This is a genomic window from Methylosinus sp. PW1 (assembly GCF_000745215.1).
Taxonomy (GTDB): domain Bacteria; phylum Pseudomonadota; class Alphaproteobacteria; order Rhizobiales; family Beijerinckiaceae; genus Methylosinus.
Genome location: NZ_JQNK01000009.1, coordinates 2643956 through 2664124 on the forward strand (window position 1 = coordinate 2643956; position 20169 = coordinate 2664124).

17 protein-coding genes are annotated in these 20169 nt (G+C 68.4%); 1 reads left to right on the top strand and 16 read right to left on the bottom strand.

Going from position 1 to position 20169, the window contains the following annotated elements:
* Window positions 1-4: 4 nt before the first annotated feature.
* The 16 genes from K369_RS22150 to K369_RS22220 form a co-directional block, all read right to left on the bottom strand.
* Window positions 5-583: a cob(I)yrinic acid a,c-diamide adenosyltransferase gene (locus tag K369_RS22150; protein WP_036294313.1), complete on the bottom strand. Its 579-nt coding sequence runs from the start codon at window positions 581-583 to the stop codon at window positions 5-7.
* Between the two features lie 17 nt (window positions 584-600).
* Window positions 601-792 carry a twin transmembrane helix small protein gene (locus K369_RS22155; protein WP_018266862.1) on the bottom strand — a complete coding sequence of 64 codons (192 nt, stop codon included), beginning with the start codon at window positions 790-792 and terminating at the stop codon, window positions 601-603.
* 159 nt (window positions 793-951) lie between these two features.
* Window positions 952-1149: a hypothetical protein gene (locus K369_RS22160; RefSeq protein WP_036294316.1), complete on the bottom strand. Its 198-nt coding sequence runs from the start codon at window positions 1147-1149 to the stop codon at window positions 952-954.
* On the bottom strand, window positions 1146-1472 hold the full coding sequence (locus K369_RS22165; RefSeq protein WP_051949470.1) for a nucleotidyltransferase domain-containing protein: 327 nt from the start codon (window positions 1470-1472) through the stop codon (window positions 1146-1148). The genes K369_RS22160 and K369_RS22165 overlap by 4 nt, the downstream gene beginning before the upstream one ends.
* A 30-nt stretch (window positions 1473-1502) precedes the next feature.
* The gene (locus K369_RS22170; protein WP_036294321.1) at window positions 1503-3974 is read right to left on the bottom strand and encodes a TIGR02302 family protein; all 2472 of its coding nucleotides are present in this window, start codon (window positions 3972-3974) and stop codon (window positions 1503-1505) included.
* A gap of 114 nt (window positions 3975-4088) precedes the next feature.
* Window positions 4089-5174 carry a hypothetical protein gene (locus K369_RS22175; RefSeq protein ID WP_036294323.1) on the bottom strand — a complete coding sequence of 362 codons (1086 nt, stop codon included), beginning with the start codon at window positions 5172-5174 and terminating at the stop codon, window positions 4089-4091.
* Window positions 5171-5329, bottom strand: coding sequence for a cbb3-type cytochrome oxidase assembly protein CcoS (gene ccoS / locus K369_RS22180; protein ID WP_036294326.1), 159 nt, complete (start codon window positions 5327-5329; stop codon window positions 5171-5173). The genes K369_RS22175 and ccoS overlap by 4 nt, the downstream gene beginning before the upstream one ends.
* Before the next feature lie 20 nt (window positions 5330-5349).
* A complete protein-coding gene (locus K369_RS22185; protein ID WP_245278268.1) occupies window positions 5350-7731 on the bottom strand; it encodes a heavy metal translocating P-type ATPase in 2382 nt (793 codons plus the stop codon).
* 7 nt (window positions 7732-7738) lie between these two features.
* A complete protein-coding gene (locus K369_RS22190; protein WP_036294329.1) occupies window positions 7739-8245 on the bottom strand; it encodes a FixH family protein in 507 nt (168 codons plus the stop codon).
* A gap of 10 nt (window positions 8246-8255) precedes the next feature.
* On the bottom strand, window positions 8256-9704 hold the full coding sequence (gene ccoG / locus K369_RS22195) for a cytochrome c oxidase accessory protein CcoG (protein ID WP_036294331.1): 1449 nt from the start codon (window positions 9702-9704) through the stop codon (window positions 8256-8258).
* A gap of 11 nt (window positions 9705-9715) precedes the next feature.
* Window positions 9716-10603 carry a cytochrome-c oxidase, cbb3-type subunit III gene (gene ccoP, locus K369_RS22200; protein WP_036296215.1) on the bottom strand — a complete coding sequence of 296 codons (888 nt, stop codon included), beginning with the start codon at window positions 10601-10603 and terminating at the stop codon, window positions 9716-9718.
* 4 nt (window positions 10604-10607) lie between these two features.
* Window positions 10608-10760: a cbb3-type cytochrome c oxidase subunit 3 gene (locus tag K369_RS25765; RefSeq protein WP_018266852.1), complete on the bottom strand. Its 153-nt coding sequence runs from the start codon at window positions 10758-10760 to the stop codon at window positions 10608-10610.
* A gap of 3 nt (window positions 10761-10763) precedes the next feature.
* Window positions 10764-11522, bottom strand: coding sequence for a cytochrome-c oxidase, cbb3-type subunit II (gene ccoO / locus K369_RS22205; protein WP_051949472.1), 759 nt, complete (start codon window positions 11520-11522; stop codon window positions 10764-10766).
* Between the two features lie 12 nt (window positions 11523-11534).
* Window positions 11535-13190 carry a cytochrome-c oxidase, cbb3-type subunit I gene (ccoN, locus tag K369_RS22210; protein ID WP_036294334.1) on the bottom strand — a complete coding sequence of 552 codons (1656 nt, stop codon included), beginning with the start codon at window positions 13188-13190 and terminating at the stop codon, window positions 11535-11537.
* A 338-nt stretch (window positions 13191-13528) separates the two neighbouring features.
* The gene (locus K369_RS22215; protein ID WP_036294337.1) at window positions 13529-13999 is read right to left on the bottom strand and encodes an SH3 domain-containing protein; all 471 of its coding nucleotides are present in this window, start codon (window positions 13997-13999) and stop codon (window positions 13529-13531) included.
* 167 nt (window positions 14000-14166) lie between these two features.
* Entirely contained in the window at window positions 14167-14562 is a 396-nt protein-coding gene (locus tag K369_RS22220; RefSeq protein WP_036294340.1) for a hypothetical protein, read from the bottom strand.
* Window positions 14563-14845: 283 nt separating this feature from the next.
* Between K369_RS22220 and K369_RS22225 the strand changes: the two genes are divergently transcribed.
* The gene (locus tag K369_RS22225) at window positions 14846-20020 is read left to right on the top strand and encodes a hypothetical protein (RefSeq protein WP_156968009.1); all 5175 of its coding nucleotides are present in this window, start codon (window positions 14846-14848) and stop codon (window positions 20018-20020) included.
* The last annotated feature ends 149 nt before the right edge of the window (window positions 20021-20169 follow it).

Consider the following 20169-nt stretch of genomic DNA (forward strand, 5'->3'; position numbering starts at 1 on the left):
CCGCTCAGCGCGTCGCGCCCGGCGTCCACAGCACGTCGCCCCTGTCCTTGTTCGCGTAGCGCGCGGCGACGAAGAGGAAATCCGAGAGGCGATTGACATAGCGCAGCGCCACGGCGCCGACCGATTCCTCCGGGGCGTTGGCCAGCGCCACCATTATGCGCTCGGCGCGGCGGCTCACCGTGCGGGCGAGATGGAGATGCGCGGCCGTCGGCGTTCCGCCCGGCAGAACGAAGGATTTGAGCGGCGCGAGCGTCGCATTCAGCTCGTCGATCTCGCGCTCCAGCCGATCGACTTGCGATTGCACGATCGCGAGGCTGTTCTCCGGCAGAGTCTCGCCGGGCTTGACCGGCGTCGCCAGCTCCGCGCCGAGATCGAAGAGGTCATTCTGTATGCGCGCCAGCATGGCGTCGAGCGCGACGTCCTCGCCCGTGGCGAGGCGCGCGAGGCCGATGGCGGCGTTGGTCTCGTCCACCGCGCCATAGGCTTCGACGCGCAGATCGTCCTTGCGGCGACGCTCGCCGCCGACGAGGGAGGTGGCGCCGGCGTCGCCGCCGCGCGTGTAGATCTTGTCGAGGCGGACCATTTTCGGCGGCTCTTGCTCTAGTGACGAAAGGCGAGGATCGCCAGGATCAGCAGCAGAGCGCAAAATTGCAAGCCCACGCGCCAGCGCATGAGCTTTTGCGAGAGATTGCCGTCGCCCCCGCGCAGCACATTGCCGAGGCCGAGCAGCACGACGATGGCGACGACGGCGACCGCGCCCATGACGGCGATATTGGACCAGCTGGACATCATAGGGCCGCACCCTCCCGCAGGCGCTCGCTCTGTTACGCTTCAATGACTAATGGAGCGGGGGGCGATGGGCAAGCGCAGTCGCCTCACGAGCTTTCAGAAAGGACAGCGGAGAGCGTCCCGACAAATCTGACGGCTTCGGCAATTGTTTCGGAGGCGTTCTCACGCGAGACGCGGGCGCCGTCGCCGGTCTCTGAAAGCGCGGTCGTGCGTCTCGAAGATCAAGGCTTGGGCGGCGTGAAAGCCGGCGAGATAGGCTATGCGCCCGGCGGCTTCGTTCAGGCCGACGCCCAGCATTGTTTTCGCCTGTCCGAGAAGCTCGTTCGCCTTTTCGAGAAAGGCGTCCGTCTGGGGCTTCATAATTCGAGCCCTTCCGCGCGGATTTCATGCATCAGGGGCATGCGCGGATCGTCATAGGTCGCGGCCTGATAAGGCAGCGCGTGAATCACGCCGCCTGTTTCGTAGAGAATGTCGGAGCCGGGGTCGGCGAGACGTTTCATCTCCTCGAAGCGGTCGGGCATTTCACGCAAGAAAACAGCGACATCATAATCGGAATCCGGCTCCGCATCCCCGCGCGCGCGGGAGCCGAACAAGACGGCGCGCGCCAGCCGGTCGCCGTAGGTCTCGGCGAGCGCGGCGCGAAAACGCATGAGGATCGGGTCGGACGGGATCGTCATGGGCATGCGGGAAACTCTGCCATTATCGCTTCCCCCTCACCGCCGCAGCAGCCGCTCGAAATAATCCAGCTCCTCGGCCGGGCGCTCCGGCTGGCCGAGACGGCGGCGCAGCTCCTCCTGCACGCGGCGGGCGCGTACGGCCGGCGGCAGGCCGAGCGGATCGTAATGGGCGCCGGTCTCCTGGCCGCGCTGGCGGCCGGTCGGGCGGCCGAGCGGATCGGCGCCTTCGCCGGGACGCATTCCGGCGCGGCGGCCCGTGCGGCCGTTCTGCCCGTCGCCTTCTTCTCCCTCGCCCTGCATGCGGGAGGCGAGCTGGTCGGCCCCGCGGCGCAGCGCCTGCAGCGCGCGGCCCTGGGCGTCCACGGCGCGGCCGGGTCCCTCGCCGCCGGGGCCGAGCGCCTTCTCGGCCTCCTTCATCGCCTTGTCGGCGTCGGAGAGATCGGGCGAGGCCTCGCCGGCGCGGCGCAGCCGATCCTGCTCCTGCTCCAAGCGGTCGCGCAACGCCTTCTGCCGCCCGCGGGCGTCGTCGGAGGAGGAGGACTGGCCCTTGCCGCCGCGTCGCGGCTCGCCGCCGGATTGCTGTCCGCCGGATTGCTGGCCGCGATTGGTCTCGTCGCGCAATTGCTGCTCCTCGCGCGTGAGCTTGTCGAGCTCGTCCAGCGCGCGCGACATTTCCCGCGCGCGCGGGTCGGCGCGGCCGGCTTGCGCGGGGCGAAGATTTTCCAGCACATCCTGCAGATCGTCGAGCAGGCGTTGCGCCTCGGCGAGATCGCCGGAGCGCTCGGCCTTCTCGATCTCGCTCAGCATGGCGTCGAGATCGTCCGGCGTCAGCACGCGCTGATCGCCCTGCTGCGGGGCGGAGCGCTCGGCCTTCTCGCCGCTCTTGCTGCCGAGGCCGTTCAGGAATTTCTCCAGCGCCGCGCGCATGTCCTGCGTCAGCTTGGCGATCTCCTCCTCGCTGGCGCCGCGCGCCAAAGCGTCGCGCAGCTCCTTTTGCGCCGCGCGCAGATCGCGTTCCGCCTGCGAGACGTCGCCTTCCTCGAGAGAGAGCGCCATGGCCCACAAAAGATCGGCGACCTCGCGCAGATCGGCGTCGTCGCGCGCCGCTTGCAGCCGCGCCTTGGCGGCGCTCAGACCCAGAAAGATGGAGGAGGGCGTCTCGAACAGCGCCGAGCCCAGCGACAGAGCGTCCACCGCCGTCAGCACGCGGGCGGAATGATCCGGGTCGAGCGCCAGATTGCGGCGCTGCTCGGCGAGGGCGCGGGCCAGCGGCTTGGCGAAGCGGCGCTCCGGCAGAGTGACGTCCAGCGGCGCGGAGAAGCCGTCATTGCCGCCCTCGTCATGGGCGACCAGCGTCAGCGCGACGCGCGCGCCGGCCCAGGGGTGGTCGGAGAAATCGAGCGTCGCCTTGGCCTCGCCGAGGCCGCCGCGGGTCGGCGGCACGGGCAAGGCGAGGCGCGGCGGCGGATAGAGCGAGCGGCTCGGCCGCGCCGAGCCGGGCAGGGCGGCGACCGCCTCGCCGGCGATGACGCCATAATCATCGTCGGTGCGAAAGCCGAGCGTCATGGTGCCGCGCGCATTATTGCGCGGCGGCTGCGTGATCTCGATGGTGGGCGGGCGGTCCGGGATCGCCTGAATGCGGAACTCGCCGGCGCCGCGCAGCGCCAGCGCGGCGTCGCCGGCGAGCTTGAAACGCTCCTCGGACTCGCCGCCGGGCTGCTTCTGCTTGCCGCCCTCGATCGGCGCGAGGCCGCCGCTGGTCGCGGCGGCGCCGCGCGCGCCGAGGCTGCGCAGCACCAGAGTCGAATTCACCGGGACCGAAACCTGCGCCCAAGGCCCTTCGGCGCGTTGCGGCAGCACGATGGGCGGCCGGCCCGTATAGGCGGGCGGCTCGAACCAGGCGTCGACTCTCGCCCCCGTCGCCGAGGCGGGGCCGCTCTCCCAATCGAAGGCGGAGAGAAGCCGCGTCTCGCGATCCGGCCCCGCGACAAAGGCCGCGGCCACGGCGGCCACCAGAGCGGCGGCGCGCAGAGCGAAAGGATCGCGCTGCGGCAGGCCGGGGTCCGGCGGCGTCAACTCTATCGCCGCGAGCTTGCGCTCGAGCCGGCTGCGATGCAGCGCCCAGAGCGAGCGCGTCGTCGGATCGTCGACGCCGCCGGCGAGCGTGTCCTCGAGCGAGGCGGCCGGCCGATGCTCCGCGCCGGGCGAAGCGTCGAGACGCGCCAGAGCCTCGCGGCGCCGCGGCGCTCCGGCGAGCAGGCCGCGCCCGAGGATCCATAGAGCCGCCAGCGCGAAAGCGCCGACGCCGAGCGCCCGCGCGCTCGCGCCGATCCCGAGCCAGAGGCCGGCGAAGGTGACTGCGAGGAAAATAAGAAGCAGCGTGGCCAGCCCTGCGGCGACGCGCGCCAGCCGCTCGAGCGCGAGCGCGGCCAGTGAACGTCGCACCAGAGCCTCCAGCGTGGGCGAAGCCTCGCTGCGGTCGCTCTCTTTTTTGCGCCAGAAGCTCATAATTCTCGTCCTCGCCGGGCAATTTAGCGCGCGAGCGCCGGCCGCGCAGGCCCATCCCGGAGGGGAGTCTACGCCGATTTCAGCAATTTGCGAAAAGCATGCGGCGAAATCGGGTCAGAGCGCCAGCGCGCCCGCAGCCGCCGCGCCGAGCAGGCAGAGATCATGCAGCGCCAGCGCGGCCGGCGGCGGTCGGCCTTTCTCGTGCAATAGCCGCAGCGCGCCGATATTGGCGAGCGACCAGCCGGCGCCGATCGCCGCCATCCCCGCCGCCAGAAGCGCGGGCGAGGCGGAAAAGCGCAGCAGCGCAAAAGCTCCCGCCAGAGCGATGAGCCCGACGCAAAGGCTCTTCAGCGCGGGAAAGAACGCCGGCCAGCGCGCCGCCAGCGCGGCGGGGCCATACATTGCGAGCAGATGCCAAGCCATCGCTGCGCCGACGAAGCTCTGCGCGGCCCCGCAGAGGGAGAGCGACAAGGGTCCGCGCAGCATGGCCGCCGCCATGATCGCCCAAGCCGCCGCGCCGGCGAGCGTCAGCAGCGCGAATCTGAGCGTCAGCCAATCGCGATCTTCTTCCTTTCCGTCGTCCCGAGGCCGCGCGAAGCCATGCGGCGCGCGCACCGCGAGAGCGAGCGCGAAAATCTGCAGCAGCGATGCGCAGAGCAAGGTCGCCGCTCCACCCCCCGCGAGCTCTGCGCAATACACCGCGAGCGGAGCCGCCAGCGCGGCGAGCGCGCCGCCCGCCAGCACGCTCACTCCGCCCCGAGCCGAGGCCGCTATGTGGCGATAGAAAAGCCCGAAGCCCTGCGCCAGCCCGAGCCATAGCGCGCCGAGGCATAGCGCCGGGAAATGTCCGCGCGTCATGCCGAAGGCGGCGAGCAGCCCGCCGCCGACGCCGAGGCTCGCCCCCAGCGCGAAGGCGGCGCGCCGTCCGAATCCGTCGACCAGCAGCGCCGCCGGAATGGAGGCGAGCGCCGCGCCGATGAGCATCAGCGCCAGCGGCCAGCCGATCTCATCCGCGCGCGGCGCGATGAGCAGCGCCGCCTGCGGCAATTGCGAGAGCGCCAAAGCCTGCGCCAGCACGCCGAGCCCGAAGCCGAGGGCGAGCCGCAGCGTCGATGGCGCATCGTCGGTCTCGGCCATGCGCGGGCAGAGACAGAGCGTCTCGCTCGGTCGCGCGAGCAGCGGATCGAATTGCAGGCTCATGATCGCCCATCCTCGACGTCATCGTCGGCGAGCGCGCGCGCGGCGGCGCCTTCGAGATCCTCATATTGACCCGCATTCAGCGACCAGACGAAAGCCGCGAGGCCGAGCGCGCCGAGCAGCAGAGCGAGCGGAACGAGAAAGAGAAGGGCATTCATGCGGGCGACTCTCTTTTCTGCTATGCGTCGATGCGCGTGGCGCAGGGCGATCTGGTCGACGCGAGAGTCGGCGTATTTACCCTCCCCTTTAGGGGGAGGGTCGGACCGCTTTGCGGTCCGGGGTGGGGTTCCGCGGCGAAGACTCGGGGCGTCACCCCCTCCCGATCGCCTTCGGCGCTCGACCTCCCCCCTCGAGGGGGAGGTAGAAAACACCTCTTCCGGCGTGTGTCTCGTTCACCCGATCCATTCGCGCCGCCGGCGCGCAGCGCATTGAGCGTGACGATGAGCGAAGAGCTCGACATTGCGATGGCGGCGATGAGCGGCGTCAGCAATCCCGCCATTGCGAGCGGCGCGGCGACGGTATTGTAGAGCAGCGACAGAGCGAGATTCTGGCGCATCAAGGCGCGGGCGAGCCGCGCCGCGTCGATCGTCGTGACAATGGGCCCGAGACCTTCGCCGAGAAACACGGCGTCGGCCGCCGCTTGCGCGATCTGCGTCGCGTCGATCGGCGACAGCGACACATGAGCGGCGGCGAGCGCCGGCGCGTCATTGATCCCATCGCCGATCATGAGAGTTTTGCGTCCCTCGTCGCGCAGCGCCTCGAGCCGCGCCACCTTATCGGCCGGCTTCAATGCGCCGCGCCATTCCGTCACGCCGAGCGCGCGCGCCGCCGCCTCCACCGGCGCGGCGCGATCGCCGGACAAGATCAGCACGCGCAAGCCGCGCCGCCGCAGCGCGTCGATCGTCTCGTGCGCATCGTGGCGCAATGTCTGCCTCACGCGCAGCAGAGCGACGCGCTCGCCATGACGAAAGGCGATGACGGATGCGTCTTCGTCCGTCGCGACGTCATCGACGCTGCAGAAGCGCAGATCGCCGAGCCGCGCCTCGACGCCCTCCACAATGCCGATAACGCCAGCGCCGCGCTCCTCACGCGCGCCTTCGATCGCCATGGCGCGCGGATATTCGCGCGCCACTGCGCAGGCGAGCGGATGGCGGCTCGAATGCGCGAGCCGCGCGGCGAGCGCCAATAGCTCCGGCTCGATCTCCTGCGCATTGACGACGCAGGGCTCCGGCGTCGTCAGCGTGCCGGTTTTGTCGAAGACGACAGTGTCGATCTCGGCGAGACGCTCCAGCGCATCGTCGGAATTGAGCAGCACGCCGGCGCGAAACAGCGCGCCGCTCGCGGCGACCTGCACGGCGGGCACGGCGAGCGCCAGCGCGCAAGGGCAGGTGACGATCAGCACGGCGATGGCCGTCACCAGCGCATCATGCAGCGAGGCGCCGGCCGCGAGCCATGCGAGCAGCGCGCCGAGCGCGGCGAGATGAACGAGAGGCGCATAGAGGCGCGAGACGCGATCGGCGAGGCGCAGATAGCGCGAGCGCGCCGCCGTCGCTTTCTCCACCAAGCGCTCGATCTCGTCGATGAGCGAGTCGCCGGCGGCGGCCTGCACGCGCATCGTCAGCGCGCCGTCGAAATTCAGCGCGCCGGCATAGACCGCATCGCCCGCAGAAACGCAGCGGCGGCGCGTCTCGCCGGTGACGAGGCTCTCATCGAGGCTCGCCTCGCCGGAAAGAACGACGCCATCGGCGGGAATGCGCTCGCCCGGCCGCGTCAGCACGTGATCGCCCGGCGCCAGCGCGGCGAGCGGAACATAATTTTGCGCGCCATCGGCGGCGATGCGGCAAGCGGCGGGCGCGCGCAGAGCGGCGAGATTGGCGGCGACGGCGCGCGTCTTGCGGCGCATGGCGCAATCGAGATAGCGCGCCAGCAGCAGAAAGGCGAGCAGCATGGTCGCCGAATCGAAATAGGCGTGCGGCGCATGAGTGAGCGTCTCATAGACCGACATTGCGAGCGACAGCAGCACGCCGAGCGAGATCGGCACATCTATGTTCAGCCGCCGCGCGCGCAGCGCGGCGAAGGCGCTCGCAAAGAAGGGCTGGCCGGCGAAAGCCGTGGCCGGCAGAGCGATGATCGCGGAGACGCCATGGAAGAAATCGCGCGTCGCCTCGTCCATATCGCCGCCGAGCCAGACTGCCTCGGACAGCATCATCACATTCACCGTGGCGAAGCCGGCGACGGCGAGGCAGCGCAGCAGGCGCCGCGCCGTCTCGCGCTCCGCGTTCTCGCCGCTCTCGCGCTCGAACGGCCGCGCGCGATAGCCCATGCGCCGCAGTCTTTCCAACACGGCGGCGAAGTCGAAATCGGGCGCCGTCCATTCCAGCGAGAGACGGCGATCGGCGTAATTCACGCGCGCCGCGACGAGATGGGGAATGGCCTTCAGCGCCGCTTCGATCTCGAAGATGCAGGCGGCGCAGGTCATGCCGTCCAGCGCCAGCTCCAGGCGCAGCGCGCCATTGCGGCCGCGCGTCGCGAGAGCGGAAAAATCGACGTCCATGGTCATGGCGCGCTCAATCGATGCGGATACGACTCTTCGAGCGGAACATTTCGCGGCCGTCGCGCGTCGCAACCAGCACGAGATCGCGGAAGCCGGATTCGATCACGATCGGCGCCTCATAGCGGCTTGGCGCAATCTCCGCGAGATCGACGGCGACATCCTTGCGGCCGTCGACCGGCGCGCGGATTTCCGCCATGAGCTTCAGCCCCGACAGGCCTCCATTCTCGTCGCGCAGCGTCACCGAGACGAGATTCTCCCAGACGCCGCGGCGCAGAATCGTCGCCTCCACCTTCCAGTCGCGCGCGCTCTGCGCGCGGGCGCCGGCTATGTCGAGATTATAGGCGAGGCCTTTCTCATAGGCGCGGCTCACCTCCTCGCCGCGGAAGGTGGAGAGGGCGGCGTAGATCATCACGCCATCGACCGTGGCGATGACGCCGAAAAACAGAATGAGCAGCAGAAGAACTTGCCAACCGCCGAGGCGACGCTGCGGCGCCGCGCGCATCAGATTTGTGTGCGACATGGCTTTTTCCTCACGGGGTCACGAACACGTCTCTCATAGTGACAGATGCATCGCTCTCCAGCTCCTTGGAGGTGAAGAGGATCGGCGTCTGTCCCTTGGCTCTGCGCGCGCCGCGCCATGTGACGAGCACGCGCGTCTCGCGCGTCTGATCGGCGCCGACGCCGACGATCATGCGGCCTTCGATATCCGGCTCGACGCCGACGATCTCCACCTCGGCGTCCTCGACGCCGCTCGTCTCCAGCAGAAAGCGGCGCGGCTCGGCGCTCATATTGGCGAAGCGAATGGTGTAGGCGTTGCGAATGCTGCCGTCCTTGAGCGTCACGGCGAGCGGATTGCGATCATGCAGCACGGAGAGGGCGGCGTCCTCGCGCGTCGCCAGCTTCGCGGTCATGAGCGCGCCGATCGCGAGAATGAGCGCGGCGTAGATGATGGTGCGCGCGCGCAGCGGCTTGTAGACGGGCGCCTCGCCCTTGCGGCGGCGGTCGCAATTCATCTGCGTGTCATAGGCGATGAGCCGCGCGGAGCGGCCGATCTTCCCCATCACGGCGTCGCAAGCGTCTATGCACAGGCCGCATTGCACGCAGCCGAACGAGGCGCCCTTGCGAATGTCGACGCCCGTGGGGCAGACGGCGACGCATTGGCCGCAATCGACGCAATCGCCGGCCGGCGCGCCGGCGAGGCGCAGCGCGCTCGCCTGCTTCAGCGACATGCGCGGCTCCCCGCGATCATAGCGATAGGTGACGTTCAGCGCATATTCGTCGGTGAGCGCGGCCTGTATGCGCGGCCAGGGGCACATATAGAGGCACACTTGCTCGCGCATATGGCCGGCGAGCATATAGGTGGTGAAGGTGAGAATGCCGATCCAAATATAGGCTTCGGAAATTCCCGGCTGGAAGGTCGCGAGCGCATAGACCAGCGTCGGCGCATCGGCGAAATAGAGCACCCATGCGCCGCCGGTCCACCAGGCGATGAGAAGCCACAGCGAATGCTTGGCGATTTTCTCGCGCCAAATCTTCGCGCTGCGCGGGCCGGCGTCCTTGCGGGCGCGCTCGCGCGCGTCGCCTTCTATCCAGCGTTCCGCGGCGAGATAGAGATCGGTCCACACGGTCTGCGGACAGAGATAGCCGCACCACACGCGCCCGGCGAGCGCGTTCATGAGGAACAGAACCAGCGCGGCGAGGATCAGGAGGCCGGTGAGATAATAGACCTCCTGCGGCCAGATCTCGATGAAGAAGAAATAGAAGCGGCGATGCGGAAAATCGACGAGCACCGCTTGCGACGGGGCGCCGGGGCCTCTGTCCCAGCGCACGAAAGGCAGCAGATAATAGACCGAGAGAGTGAAGGCCAGCAGCCCCCATTTGATGCGGCGGAACTCGCCTTCGACCTCTTTCGGATAGATCGCCTTGCGCGGCGCGTAGAGCGAGCCGCTCTTCGCCTTGCCCATATCGGCGCTCGTCATTTTCCGCTCCTTCACTCGCCGCCGCCGAGCGTATGCACATAGATGGTGAGCGCCTTGATCGTCGGCTCGTCGAGTCGATCCTTCCAGGCCGGCATCACGCCGCCGCCGCCATTGGCGATGCGGCTCGCGATCGTCTCCTTGTCGGAGCCGAACAGCCACAGAGCGTCGGTGAGATTGGGCGCGCCCATGTCGTGATTGCCCTTGCCGTCGACGCCATGGCAGACGGAGCAATTGTCGTCGAAGAGCTTGGCGCCTTGCGGCGTCGCCTTGCCGCCGGGAAGCTTCGCCATCGCGCGCACTTGATCGGCGACGATTGAAATCTGCTTCGCGTCGAGCATTCCGTCGCGGCCGAAGGCGGGCATGGTCTCGCTTCGCGTCTCCTTATCGGCGTCCCAGCGCACGCCATGCTCAATGGTGCGGCGAATATCGGCGAGCTTGCCGCCCCACAGCCAATCATCGTCGTTGAGATTGGGATAGCCCTTCGCGCCCTGCGCGCCGGCGCCGTGGCAGCCGGCGCAATTATTGGCGAAGGCGGCGGCGCCGAGCGCGCGCACCGCGCTGAGCAATTGCGGCCGCGCCTCTATCTCCTCCAATGGCGCATTGGCGAGCCGCTCGAGCACAGGCCCGCGAATCTCGTTCAGCTGCTCCATGTCGCGCGCGACCGATGCGCGCGAATGCCAGCCGATGAGGCCCTGCGTGCCGCCGGAAAGAGTCGGCAGCGCCGGATAGGCGAGAAAATAGCCGATCGACCATAGGATCGTCGCATAGAAGGTGATGACCCACCAGCGCGGCAGCGGCGTGTCGAGCTCTTCTATGCCGTCCCATTCATGGCCGGTCGTTCTGGTCTTGGAATGCGGATCGATGCGGGCCGCGTCGCTGTGAGCTTGTCGCGTCGACATGTCTTCAGTCCTCTCGCAATGGCGTCTCGGCGGCGCGTCGGAATTTTTCGCGATTGGAAGGCCATAGCGCATAGGCCAGGACTCCGGCGAACAATGCGACGAAGAAGAAAAGGCCCGAGCTCGCCGAAAGCTCTCGCCACGATTCGTAAGTGGTCATGGCTCACCTCACATTCACTGCGGCTTTGTCGTCATAGAGCTTGAAATTCACCGAGACGCCGAGATGCTGCAGATAGGCGATGAGCGCATCCTCCTCGGTGACGCCGTTCTTGCCGGTCTGATCATTGACGACGACATTGGGATAGCGGCGGCGCAGCGCATCGGCGCCCGGATCGTCCGGCGCGCTCTGCGCCGAAAGATCGGCCTTGGCGTTGTCGATCTGCGCATCCGTATAGGGCACGCCGACGAGGCGTAGCGTTTTCATCTGCTCCACGATATGCTCGGAGTCGAGCGGCGCCTGCGCGAGGAAGGGATAGCCCGGCATGATCGACGCCGGCACGACGGAGCGCGGATCGCGCAAATGGTCGCGCTGCCAATCATTGGAGTAGCGCCCGCCGACGCGCGCGAGATCCGGTCCGTTGCGCTTGGAGCCCCATTGGAACGGATGGTCGTACATGCTCTCGGCGGCGAGCGAGTAATGGCCGTAGCGCTCCACCTCGTCGCGCAAGGGGCGGATCATTTGCGAATGGCAGGTGTAGCAGCCTTCGCGCACATAGATGTTGTAGCCGGAAAGCTCGAGCGGCGAATAGGGCCGCACGCCTTCCACCTTCTCGATCGTGTTGTGCAGATAGAAGAGCGGCACGATCTCGATGATTCCGCCGATCGAGACCAGCAGAAGGATCGCCAGCAGCAGCAGGATCGAATTGGTCTCGAGCCGCTTCTGCAGGCCGCCGGTCGGCGCGTTGCGCGCAATGTCGGACATGTCTCTCTCCTCTTATTGCGCGGGGGCGGGAAGGGGCGAGAATTCTGTCGCGCTCGCCGCCGAAGGCGCGCGCAGCGTCTTGTAGATATTGTAGACCATGATGAGCGCGCCGATGAGGAAGAGGCCGCCGCCCGCCGCGCGGATCACATATTCTGGATGCAGCGCCTCGGTGGTCTCGATGAAGGAATATTCCAGGAATCCCTGCGGCGTGTAGGCGCGCCACATCAGCCCTTGCATGATGCCCGCGACCCACATGGCCGATATGTAGAAGACGATGCCGATGGTCGCGGTCCAAAAGTGCCAGTCGACGAGCTTCAGCGAATAGAGCTTGCGGCCGAAAACCCAGGGAATGAGGCAGTAGAGCGCGCCGAAGGAGACGAAGCCGACCCAGCCGAGGCTGCCGGAATGCACATGGCCTATGCCCCAATCGGTGTAATGCGACAGCGCGTTCACCGCCTTCACCGACATCAGCGGCCCTTCGAATGTCGACATTCCGTAGAAGGCCACGGAGACGACGAGCATGCGCAGCACGGGATCGGTGCGCAGACGGTCCCATGCGCCGGAGAGAGTCATGAGGCCGTTGATCATGCCGCCCCAGGAGGGCATCCACAGCATGATGGAGAAGGTCATGCCCAGCGTCTGCGCCCAATCGGGCAGAGCGGTGTAGTGCAGATGATGCGGGCCGGCCCAGATGTAGAGGAAGATCAGCGCCCAGAAATGCACGATGGAGAGGCGGTAGGAATAGATCGGCCGCTCGGCGCGCTTGGGTACGAAATAATACATTATGCCGAGAAAGCCCGCGGTGAGAAAGAAGCCGACCGCATTATGGCCGTACCACCATTGGATCATCGCATCCTGCACGCCGGCCCAGACGATCACCGATCTCGGCGAGAAGACGGAGATCGGAATCTCGGCGTTGTTGCCGAGCACCAGAACCGCGACGGTCACGATGAAGGCGAGGAAGAACCAGTTGGCGACATAGATGTGCGGCTCCTCGCGCTTCGCCAATGTGGCGAGGAAGACGATGAGATAGACGACCCAGACCACGACGAGCCAGAGGATCGCATACCATTCCGGCTCGGCGTATTCGTGCCCGCGCGTGACGCCGAGCAGATAGCCGGTGCCGGCGATTAGGATGAAGAAATTATAGCCGAGAACGACGAACCAGGGCGCGATCTCGCCGGCGAGCCGCGTGCGGCAGGTGCGTTGCACGACATAGAAGGAGGCAGCGAGCAGCACATTGCCGCCGAAGGCGAAGATCACCGCCGATGTGTGCAAGGGCCGCAGGCGCCCGAAGTTGATCCAGGGCAGGTCGAAATTGAAGGCCGGGAAGGCGAGCTCCAGCGCGATATAGAGGCCGACGGCGAATCCGGCGACGCCCCAGAACAATGCGGCGAGCGCGCAAAAGCGGATCGGGCCGTAATTGTAATTGGGCCGTCCGTCGATGAAGGGCGCGGGCGCCTGTGCGCCGCGCAGCTCATAGCGCTTCAGCAAAGCGAAGACGGCGACGATGGAGCCGAGCCCGAAGAGAGCTGCGTGGAATGCGTAAGCCGGCGTATGCGCGCGCGAGGCGACGAAGCCGGCGAAGGCCGCGAAGGCGATGAAGAGAAGCGTCAACGTCGCTTCTGAAAAGGTGACGGATTTTGCGGGAGCGTCATTCGGCGCCATGGGAGGGATCCTCGCAGACTGGCGGGAAGGCGTTGAGCGCGTGTCGCGCGCCATGCCTTTCGTCTTTGATCACGCGTAAGAGTCTATCGCTCGCGCGGCGATGCGATTTGACATCGATCAAGAAAAGCGGCGCGCGCCCCGCGCTGCGCACAAATGTCACAGGCGAATGAAAATCGTGCGTTATTTTCCCTGGAATTCTGGGACTTTCGCACATGCGCTTCGCAGCGCGCAAACGTCATAAAACGAGACGCGCGCTTATTTGTCGCAATGCGCGGCGCCGCGCGCGCGTGGAGGCGCGCCGCGCGCGACATCGTTCTCACGTCGGCGATTCATCCCTGTCAGAACCAGCCGAAGCCCGGCCGCCAGATGGCGTTGCGATACCAGGGCACATATCCGCCGGGAAATCCGTAGCGCCATTGCACGGCGTTGGTTCCCTCATAGGCCCAAGGGCCGGTGTACCATGGACCAGCGGAGTCGTAAGGATCATAGAGCGGCGGAATCTCGCGCCGCCACACATAGGCGCCGAGCGGCGGCAGAATGGGCGTCTCCACCGGACGCGCGTCGATCGCAACGAGCGCCGGCTGCGCGACATAGCCGGCGGAGCCTGCGTAAGTGACGCGGCACCAATCGGCGCGGCAGGAGGCGACCTCGAGCACGGCGTCCGGGGGTATGGCGAGACGCGCGGCGAAGCTCAGGCCGGGGCCGGAGCGCAGATTGACGAGCTCGCCGACCTTGGCGGGCTTTCCCTGCGTCTGCGACGAGATGAGAAGAAAGGGCGCGCAGATGCAGGAAAGGAAGAAAGAGCGCATGGAGCCTCGCTCGAAACGAATTTTAAAAAAAGATTCGGCTCCGAAATTCTAGCATCGAAAGAGAGGACGCGCGCTCGCTTTCTGTCCGCGCATCTCGCGCGCGGCGCACGTACGAAACGGCGCGCGGAAGCGTGTTCCGCGCGCCTGCTCGTCTCATCGTGTCTCGATCACTCGAAGATGCGGAGCGGGGCCGTGATGAGGCCGACCGGAGCCGCGACCGGAGCGGGCGCGATGGCGACAGCCGGAGCCGGCGCGACGGCGACCACCGGAGCGGGGGCCACGACGACCGAGGTGACAACCGGCCGCACGACGATCGGACGCGCCAGCAGCGAGCTGGCGATGAAGCCGATCTTGCCGGCATAGGCGACGCGCGACCAGCCGCCGATGTGACCCTGCACATCGACCACCGCCTGCGGGGGGACGGCGAGGATGGGCAGGAAGTCGAGGCCGGGGCCGGTGCGGAAGGCGGCGAGATCGGTGACGATGCGCGGGAAGGCCTCGGCCGAGGCGACCGTGCCGAGCAGGGCGGCGGCGGCGAGGACGGATGCGATTTTCGATTTCATTCAAGACCTCCGTAATAGGCATGCCGTTCGGCAATCATGATGCCTCACGACGGCGCAAGTAGCGCGCGGCGGGCCGGAGACAGGGGCGCGGCGTAAATTCACTTTCTCTCGAGGTTAACGGCGGCGCGCGCGATCTCTTAGCGAAGCGTCACATCGGCGTCGTATTGTGCGGTCGCGCACGGCGGCGCCTCGAAAAAGCGCGTTTCCTTCCGCCCATGGAGAGGCGTCGCGCGACTGTCCGGCTCGACTCGGAAACAAGCGGCGGCGTAAGCTCGAGCGTTGCATGTCGCGGCGCGTCGCGGCGGAGGATGTCATGTTGCGCATGATCGGGGCTTTGCTTCTGAAGATCGCAATCGCTTTCGGCGTGTCCTGCCTGTCGCTCGGCGCCTTCGTCTCCTATGCGGCGTCGGAGCCCGCGCCCTCCGCCAAAGCGCGAGTGGAGCCGGCGCGAGTGGAGCCGCACGCCGCCCCCGGCCGATTTTCCGTGAGCGAGGCGCCGGCCGATCGCGACGGCTTCGCGCTTTTGACCATTCCGGCGCCCGGCCGCTACGCCATCGCCACGCATAGCGCCTCGGGCGTGGCCATTGGGCTCGTCGATATGATCGCCGGCCCCGGCGAGACGGCGGGCGCCGCGGGCCAGCGCGACGGGCGGCTCGATCTGCTGCTCGACGCGGGCGTCTACAAGCTGCGGCTCTTCGGCGCGAAAGGCGCGGCCGGCAAGGCGCGCCTCACCGCCGAGGCGTTTCAGGAGCAGGGCGCGCGTGAGGCGCTGGCGCCCGGCAAGACATTTTCCGCCGAGCTCGGCGATCTCGCCCAGCGGAGCTATTCGCTCGAGGTCGGCGCCTCGGGCCGCGTCGGCGTGGAGGCGCTGGGCCGCGCTTTGCGCGATCTGCGTATGTGGAAGGCGAGCGGCGAGCTCGTCGATCTTGCGCCCGCGCGCGCGACGATCGAGACCAAGCCCGGCCGTCAGATGACCCGGCTGCGGCTGGAAGGCGCGGTCGAGCCCGGCCGCTATGTCGCGATCGCCTATGGCGGCGAGCCCATCGCCTGGCCGGAGGGCGGCGCGGCGCAGCCGTTTCTCCTGCATCTCCTCGAGCCCGCTTCGCTGGCCGCGGGCGTCGCCAATGGCGTCATCGGCGCTTTCGGCTCGGCGCGCTTCGAGGCGCCGGCGAGCTATGACACATTCCGCCTGGAGCTGCCCAAGCCCGTCGCCGCCCGCCTCGAGGCGCGCCGCGGCGCCGGCGTTCCGGCGTCCGCGGCGATCGACAAGATTAGCCGCGAGCCGGTCGCGATTGTCTCGCTCGGCGGCGACGGCAAGACTTTGGGCCTCGTCGAAGTCTCCGGCCTCGAGGGGCAGCCGTTCTCGCTGCGGGCGATACGCCGGGCGAGCCGCGCGCCGATCGAGACGGAAGGACCCAATCTCGTCGCCATGGATGTGGCCGGCGAGGGCGCCGACGAGGTCCCCGCCACCGCGCTGCTGGCGCGCACGGAAAATGGCAAGACGCGCGTGCTGGCGTCGGACCTTCCCCAGATCGGCGGCGGCCGCGCCTATCGCGGCAAGTTCAATCTGCGCGGGCCGACCACTCTGCTGTTCGAGGCGACCGACAGCGGTCCGGTGACGATCTCGGCGCAGGGGCCGCGGCTGCGCGCGCTCATCGAGCCCGCTTTCGGCGCCGTCGCGCCGCGCGCCGATGGCCGCCTGCCGAGCCGCTATGATCTTCAGGCGGGCTTTTATGTCCTCTCGCTCGAGCCGCTGGAGGGCGCCGTCGGGATCGTCGATCTGACGCTCGGCCCGCCCGGCCTTTCGCCGGAACTGCCCCCGCGCCCGCCCGCGCGCGCGGCGATTTCCTTCGGCGAGCAGAGGCTCGACCGCAGCGCCTCGCATTTCATTCTCGCCAATAGCGCGCCGGGCCTGCTGACGGGCCCGCGCGTCATCGCTCTGCCGGCCGATCTCGAGAAGGGCGCCGCGCCTTCGTGGCGGCCGGCCGCGACGGAATATCTTCTGCCGGTGCGCACGCCGCGCGGCGGCAGGATTCTCGTCGTCGACGACAAGGGCGCGAGCGCGCCCGCGCAGATCACGGAAGAAAAAATCGAGAACGACAATCGCTTCGCCACAATTCGCCTGCCGGCGCGAGCGGAGCCGGGGGCGCTCGCCCTTATCTATGCGCGTGATGTGGAGACCGCCGCCGCAGAGGCGGCGAAGGAGCGTCCGCCGGCGACGATTTCCGCCGCCAAGCCCGCCTGGCTCGATCTTTCCCGCGACGAGACGCGGGAGTTCCGTTTCGATGTGGCCGAAGGCGGCCTCTATCGTGTCGAGACCTTGGGCCGATTGCAGACGCGCCTCACGCTCGGCGCCGCGCTGGCGCCGCGTCTCGGCGAGGGCGAGAACAATGGTCCCGGCCATAATGCGCTGGTGACGAGCTATTTGCGCGCCGGCGCCTATCGCGCCGCCGTCACCGCGCGCGAATCCGCCGGCCATCTCGGCCTTTCGGTGAAGAGCGTGGCGATGACGACGACGGCGCCCATCGTCGGCGAAGGCGCCGCGCGCGCCGCGCTGGACGGCGGCCACGGCGCCGTCGTGCCGATCGATATTCCCGAGGACGGATTCTATCGGCTCGATCTCGCCGGGCTCGGCAAGGAATGGCGGGCGCGGCTCGAGGAGGCGGATGGCTGGCCGCTCGCCGCGCCCGGCCCGTTGACGCGTCTCACCCGCCGTTTCGAGAAGGGAAGCTATCGCCTCGTCGTGCTGCCGGAGGACGTCGAGGGCCGCTTCGTCGCGCGCCTGCGCAGGATCGTGACGCCGGCGCCGCTCGAGGGCCATGGACCGCATGCTTTGCCTTTCGATGCGCCGCAGAAGCTGCAATGGCGCGAGCCTCTCGCCAAAAGCGCGCCGCGCGACCCGGATGTCTGGAGCTTCGCGCTCGCCGGCGACTCCAACATTGCGCTGGATGTGAGCGAGGGCATGGTCGCGGAGATTTTCGACTCTAAGCGCAAGAGCGTCGGCAAATTCGCCGGCGGCCGCAAATTTTCGGGCAAGCTCGCCGCCGGCGCCTATCGCGTCGAGGCGCGCAGCCTCGCTCATGACGATCGGCTGGATTACCGCATCGCGCTCACATCGACGCAATTGCAGCCGGGCGCGCCGCGCTTCGTCGATCTGCCCGCCGCTCTGCCTTTCTCCATCGCGCGCGATGGCGTCGTCGATATTGCGAGCTTCGGCGACAAGGAGCTGATCGGCGCGCTCGAGGATGAGAATGGCGGGGTGATCGAGCGGCTCGAGGGCCGCGCGGAAGATTGGAACGTCTCGCTCTCGCGGCGCCTGCCCGCCGGCGCCTATCGCCTGCGGCTCGATGAGCTGAAGGGCGCGCCGCAACCCGCGGCCGACGAGCAGAATGACGAAGGCGAGGACGCCGCCGCGGAAGGCGAGGAGGTCGCGGAGGAGCAGGCCGAGCCCGAGGGCGTCGAGGTGAGCCTCGCTCTGCCCGTCTCGGCGCCGGCCGAGGCGCTGACATTCGCCGGCGTGAAGACCATCGCCGGCCCCGGCGCGCATGAGCTGGCGCTGCCCGCCGCTCAGGAAGGGAGGCTGATGATCGTCGCCGCGCAATCGACGCGCGAGACGGCGCTGTCGATCGAGAAGCGCGAGGCCGACGGACATTGGCGCGTCATCGGCCGCGAGCGCGGCCTTACGCCCGTCGCCGCCTGGCCGGCGGAGAGCGGCGAATGGCGCGCCAGCGTCTGGACCATCGGCGGCGCCGACGCTCCCGTCACGCTCGCCGCGCGCAGCCTGGCGCGCACGCCGCGCGGCTTCGGCGACATAGCGCTGGAGCCGGCGCCGATCGAAGGGCTCGCGACAAAAATCTGCGTCGGCCTCGCGGCCGCGCCCGCTTCGGCGCTGGTTTCTATCGGCTCTGCGCCGGCCTCGCTCGTCGCGGGCTCGGCGGCGGGGCGCCTGCTCGCCCCGGCTTCGGCCGGCGCGCTGGCGCCGCAATCGGAGAGCCTGTGGCTGCTCGCGCAGAGCGATTGCGCCGCCAAGGCGCGCGTCGTCGCCTTCGCGCCCAGCGGCGCTGAAATACCGCTCACCCTCGGCGAGAATGAGCGCGCCATTCTGCCCGCCGCCGCGCCGCCCTCCGGCAAGGCGCGGCTGTGGCTCGCGCGCTCGGCCTTCGGCCAGCCGGGCGTCTCGGCAGGACGCGGTTTCGCCGTCGCGCCGAGCGCGGCTCTGGCGCTCGCCGGCAAGGAGCCACCGCGCCTGTGGAACGCCGGCGACGCCCAATCCTTGCGTCTGACGGCGCGCGCGATCGATGTGGCGCTCGCCGCGCCTCTTCGCGCCGGCGCGCAATTCTTCGGCGTCATTCCGCCCTTCACGGCGCAGCCTCTCGCCTTCGATAGCGCCGGCGCTCTGGCGCTCGATCTTGCGAGCGGCCTCGCCGCTTTCTCTGCGCCGGAGGAGCCGCGCGCCTTCGCGGCTTTCGCTGATGGCGCGCCGCTGTCGCGTCGCCTCGAGGGCGCCCGCGCGCTATGGCTCGTCAATCTCACCGACGCGCCCGCGCCTGCGCACGTCGCCTCCTCGTCCGAACGCCATGAGCCGATCACGGCGGGGAGGGCGATCAAGCGCTTTTACGGCGCCGCCGGCGAGACGGCGCATCTCGTTGAGGCGCAGCCGGGAGATCGGCTCGTCATCGCCGGCGGAGAGGCGGTGTTCACCGGCGCCGATGGACGCGTGCTGCGCGGCCGCTCGCTCACGCTCGCCGGTCCGGGAGAGGCGACCATCGCCCATGCGCCGGGCCTCGTCGCCGCCTGGATCGAGCGCGCCGGCAAATCGCCCTGGCCCGCCGCCGCGCCGCGCGATGTGACCGCGCCTTTCGCCGCGACGCTCGGTGGAGAAGCGCAGGCTTTCGCGCTCGATGTGGGCGCGCCCGTCGTCATCGACATTCGCACGAGCGCGCCGGCCATTGTCGCCTTCACGCAGAATGGCGCGCGCCAGGTCGAGACATTCCCCGCCGGCGTGGAGCTGCATCGCTACGCGGCGCCGGGCCGCGCGCTCATCGAGATTTTTTCGCCGCATGACGGCGCGCTCTCCGGCGCGCTGAGCATTGCGACGACGCCGGTCATTCCCGCGACGGAGGGCGTCAATGATCCGATCGCGCTCGGCCCCGCCGGCGCGGCGCTCTTCACCTTCGAGGCGACGAAGGCGAGCGAGATCGGCCTCGGTATACGCGCCGAGCCGGATCGCGTCGCGCTGTGTCTCCTCGACGCCACCGGTAAGACGCTTGGCGAAGGCGCCGCGCAGATTCTGCGCCTCGAGCCCGGCCGCTATTTCGTGGAGGCGCGCGCGCCCACTGACGCGCCTGCGACGATAGTGCGTCTCGCTCTGCGCGGCCTCGCGCCGCCGCCCTCCGGCCCGCCGCAGGAAGTGGCGGCGGAGTTTTTGGAAAAGGCCGGAAGGAAGAGCGGCCGATGAGCTTTCCGCACTCGACAAACGCCCTCAGTCCCATTCGAGGCTCGGCGATGAAACGCATTCTTTTTCTGTTCTCGAGTCTCACCGCCGTCATCGCGAGCGGAGCGAAGCGATCCAGAGTCGCAGGGCGACCCCTGGATCGCTTCGTCGCT

Excerpts from the sequence above, each read along its gene's own strand:
- K369_RS22155 (WP_018266862.1), bottom strand. The coding sequence starts at position 792 with ATGATGTCCAGCTGGTCCAATATCGCCGTCATGGGCGCGGTCGCCGTC.
- ccoG (WP_036294331.1), bottom strand. The coding sequence starts at position 9,704 with ATGACGAGCGCCGATATGGGCAAGGCGAAGAGCGGCTCGCTCTACGCG.
- ccoS (WP_036294326.1), bottom strand. The coding sequence starts at position 5,329 with ATGAATGCCCTTCTCTTTCTCGTTCCGCTCGCTCTGCTGCTCGGCGCG.
- K369_RS22225 (WP_156968009.1), top strand. The coding sequence starts at position 14,846 with ATGTCGCGGCGCGTCGCGGCGGAGGATGTCATGTTGCGCATGATCGGG.
- ccoP (WP_036296215.1), bottom strand. The coding sequence starts at position 10,603 with ATGTCGACGCGACAAGCTCACAGCGACGCGGCCCGCATCGATCCGCAT.
- K369_RS25765 (WP_018266852.1), bottom strand. The coding sequence starts at position 10,760 with ATGACCACTTACGAATCGTGGCGAGAGCTTTCGGCGAGCTCGGGCCTT.
- K369_RS22220 (WP_036294340.1), bottom strand. The coding sequence starts at position 14,562 with ATGAAATCGAAAATCGCATCCGTCCTCGCCGCCGCCGCCCTGCTCGGC.
- ccoO (WP_051949472.1), bottom strand. The coding sequence starts at position 11,522 with ATGTCCGACATTGCGCGCAACGCGCCGACCGGCGGCCTGCAGAAGCGG.
- K369_RS22165 (WP_051949470.1), bottom strand. The coding sequence starts at position 1,472 with ATGCCCATGACGATCCCGTCCGACCCGATCCTCATGCGTTTTCGCGCC.
- K369_RS22215 (WP_036294337.1), bottom strand. The coding sequence starts at position 13,999 with ATGCGCTCTTTCTTCCTTTCCTGCATCTGCGCGCCCTTTCTTCTCATC.
- K369_RS22190 (WP_036294329.1), bottom strand. The coding sequence starts at position 8,245 with ATGTCGCACACAAATCTGATGCGCGCGGCGCCGCAGCGTCGCCTCGGC.
- K369_RS22170 (WP_036294321.1), bottom strand. The coding sequence starts at position 3,974 with ATGAGCTTCTGGCGCAAAAAAGAGAGCGACCGCAGCGAGGCTTCGCCC.
- K369_RS22185 (WP_245278268.1), bottom strand. The coding sequence starts at position 7,731 with ATGACCATGGACGTCGATTTTTCCGCTCTCGCGACGCGCGGCCGCAAT.
- K369_RS22150 (WP_036294313.1), bottom strand. The coding sequence starts at position 583 with ATGGTCCGCCTCGACAAGATCTACACGCGCGGCGGCGACGCCGGCGCC.
- K369_RS22160 (WP_036294316.1), bottom strand. The coding sequence starts at position 1,149 with ATGAAGCCCCAGACGGACGCCTTTCTCGAAAAGGCGAACGAGCTTCTC.
- K369_RS22175 (WP_036294323.1), bottom strand. The coding sequence starts at position 5,174 with ATGAGCCTGCAATTCGATCCGCTGCTCGCGCGACCGAGCGAGACGCTC.
- ccoN (WP_036294334.1), bottom strand. The coding sequence starts at position 13,190 with ATGGCGCCGAATGACGCTCCCGCAAAATCCGTCACCTTTTCAGAAGCG.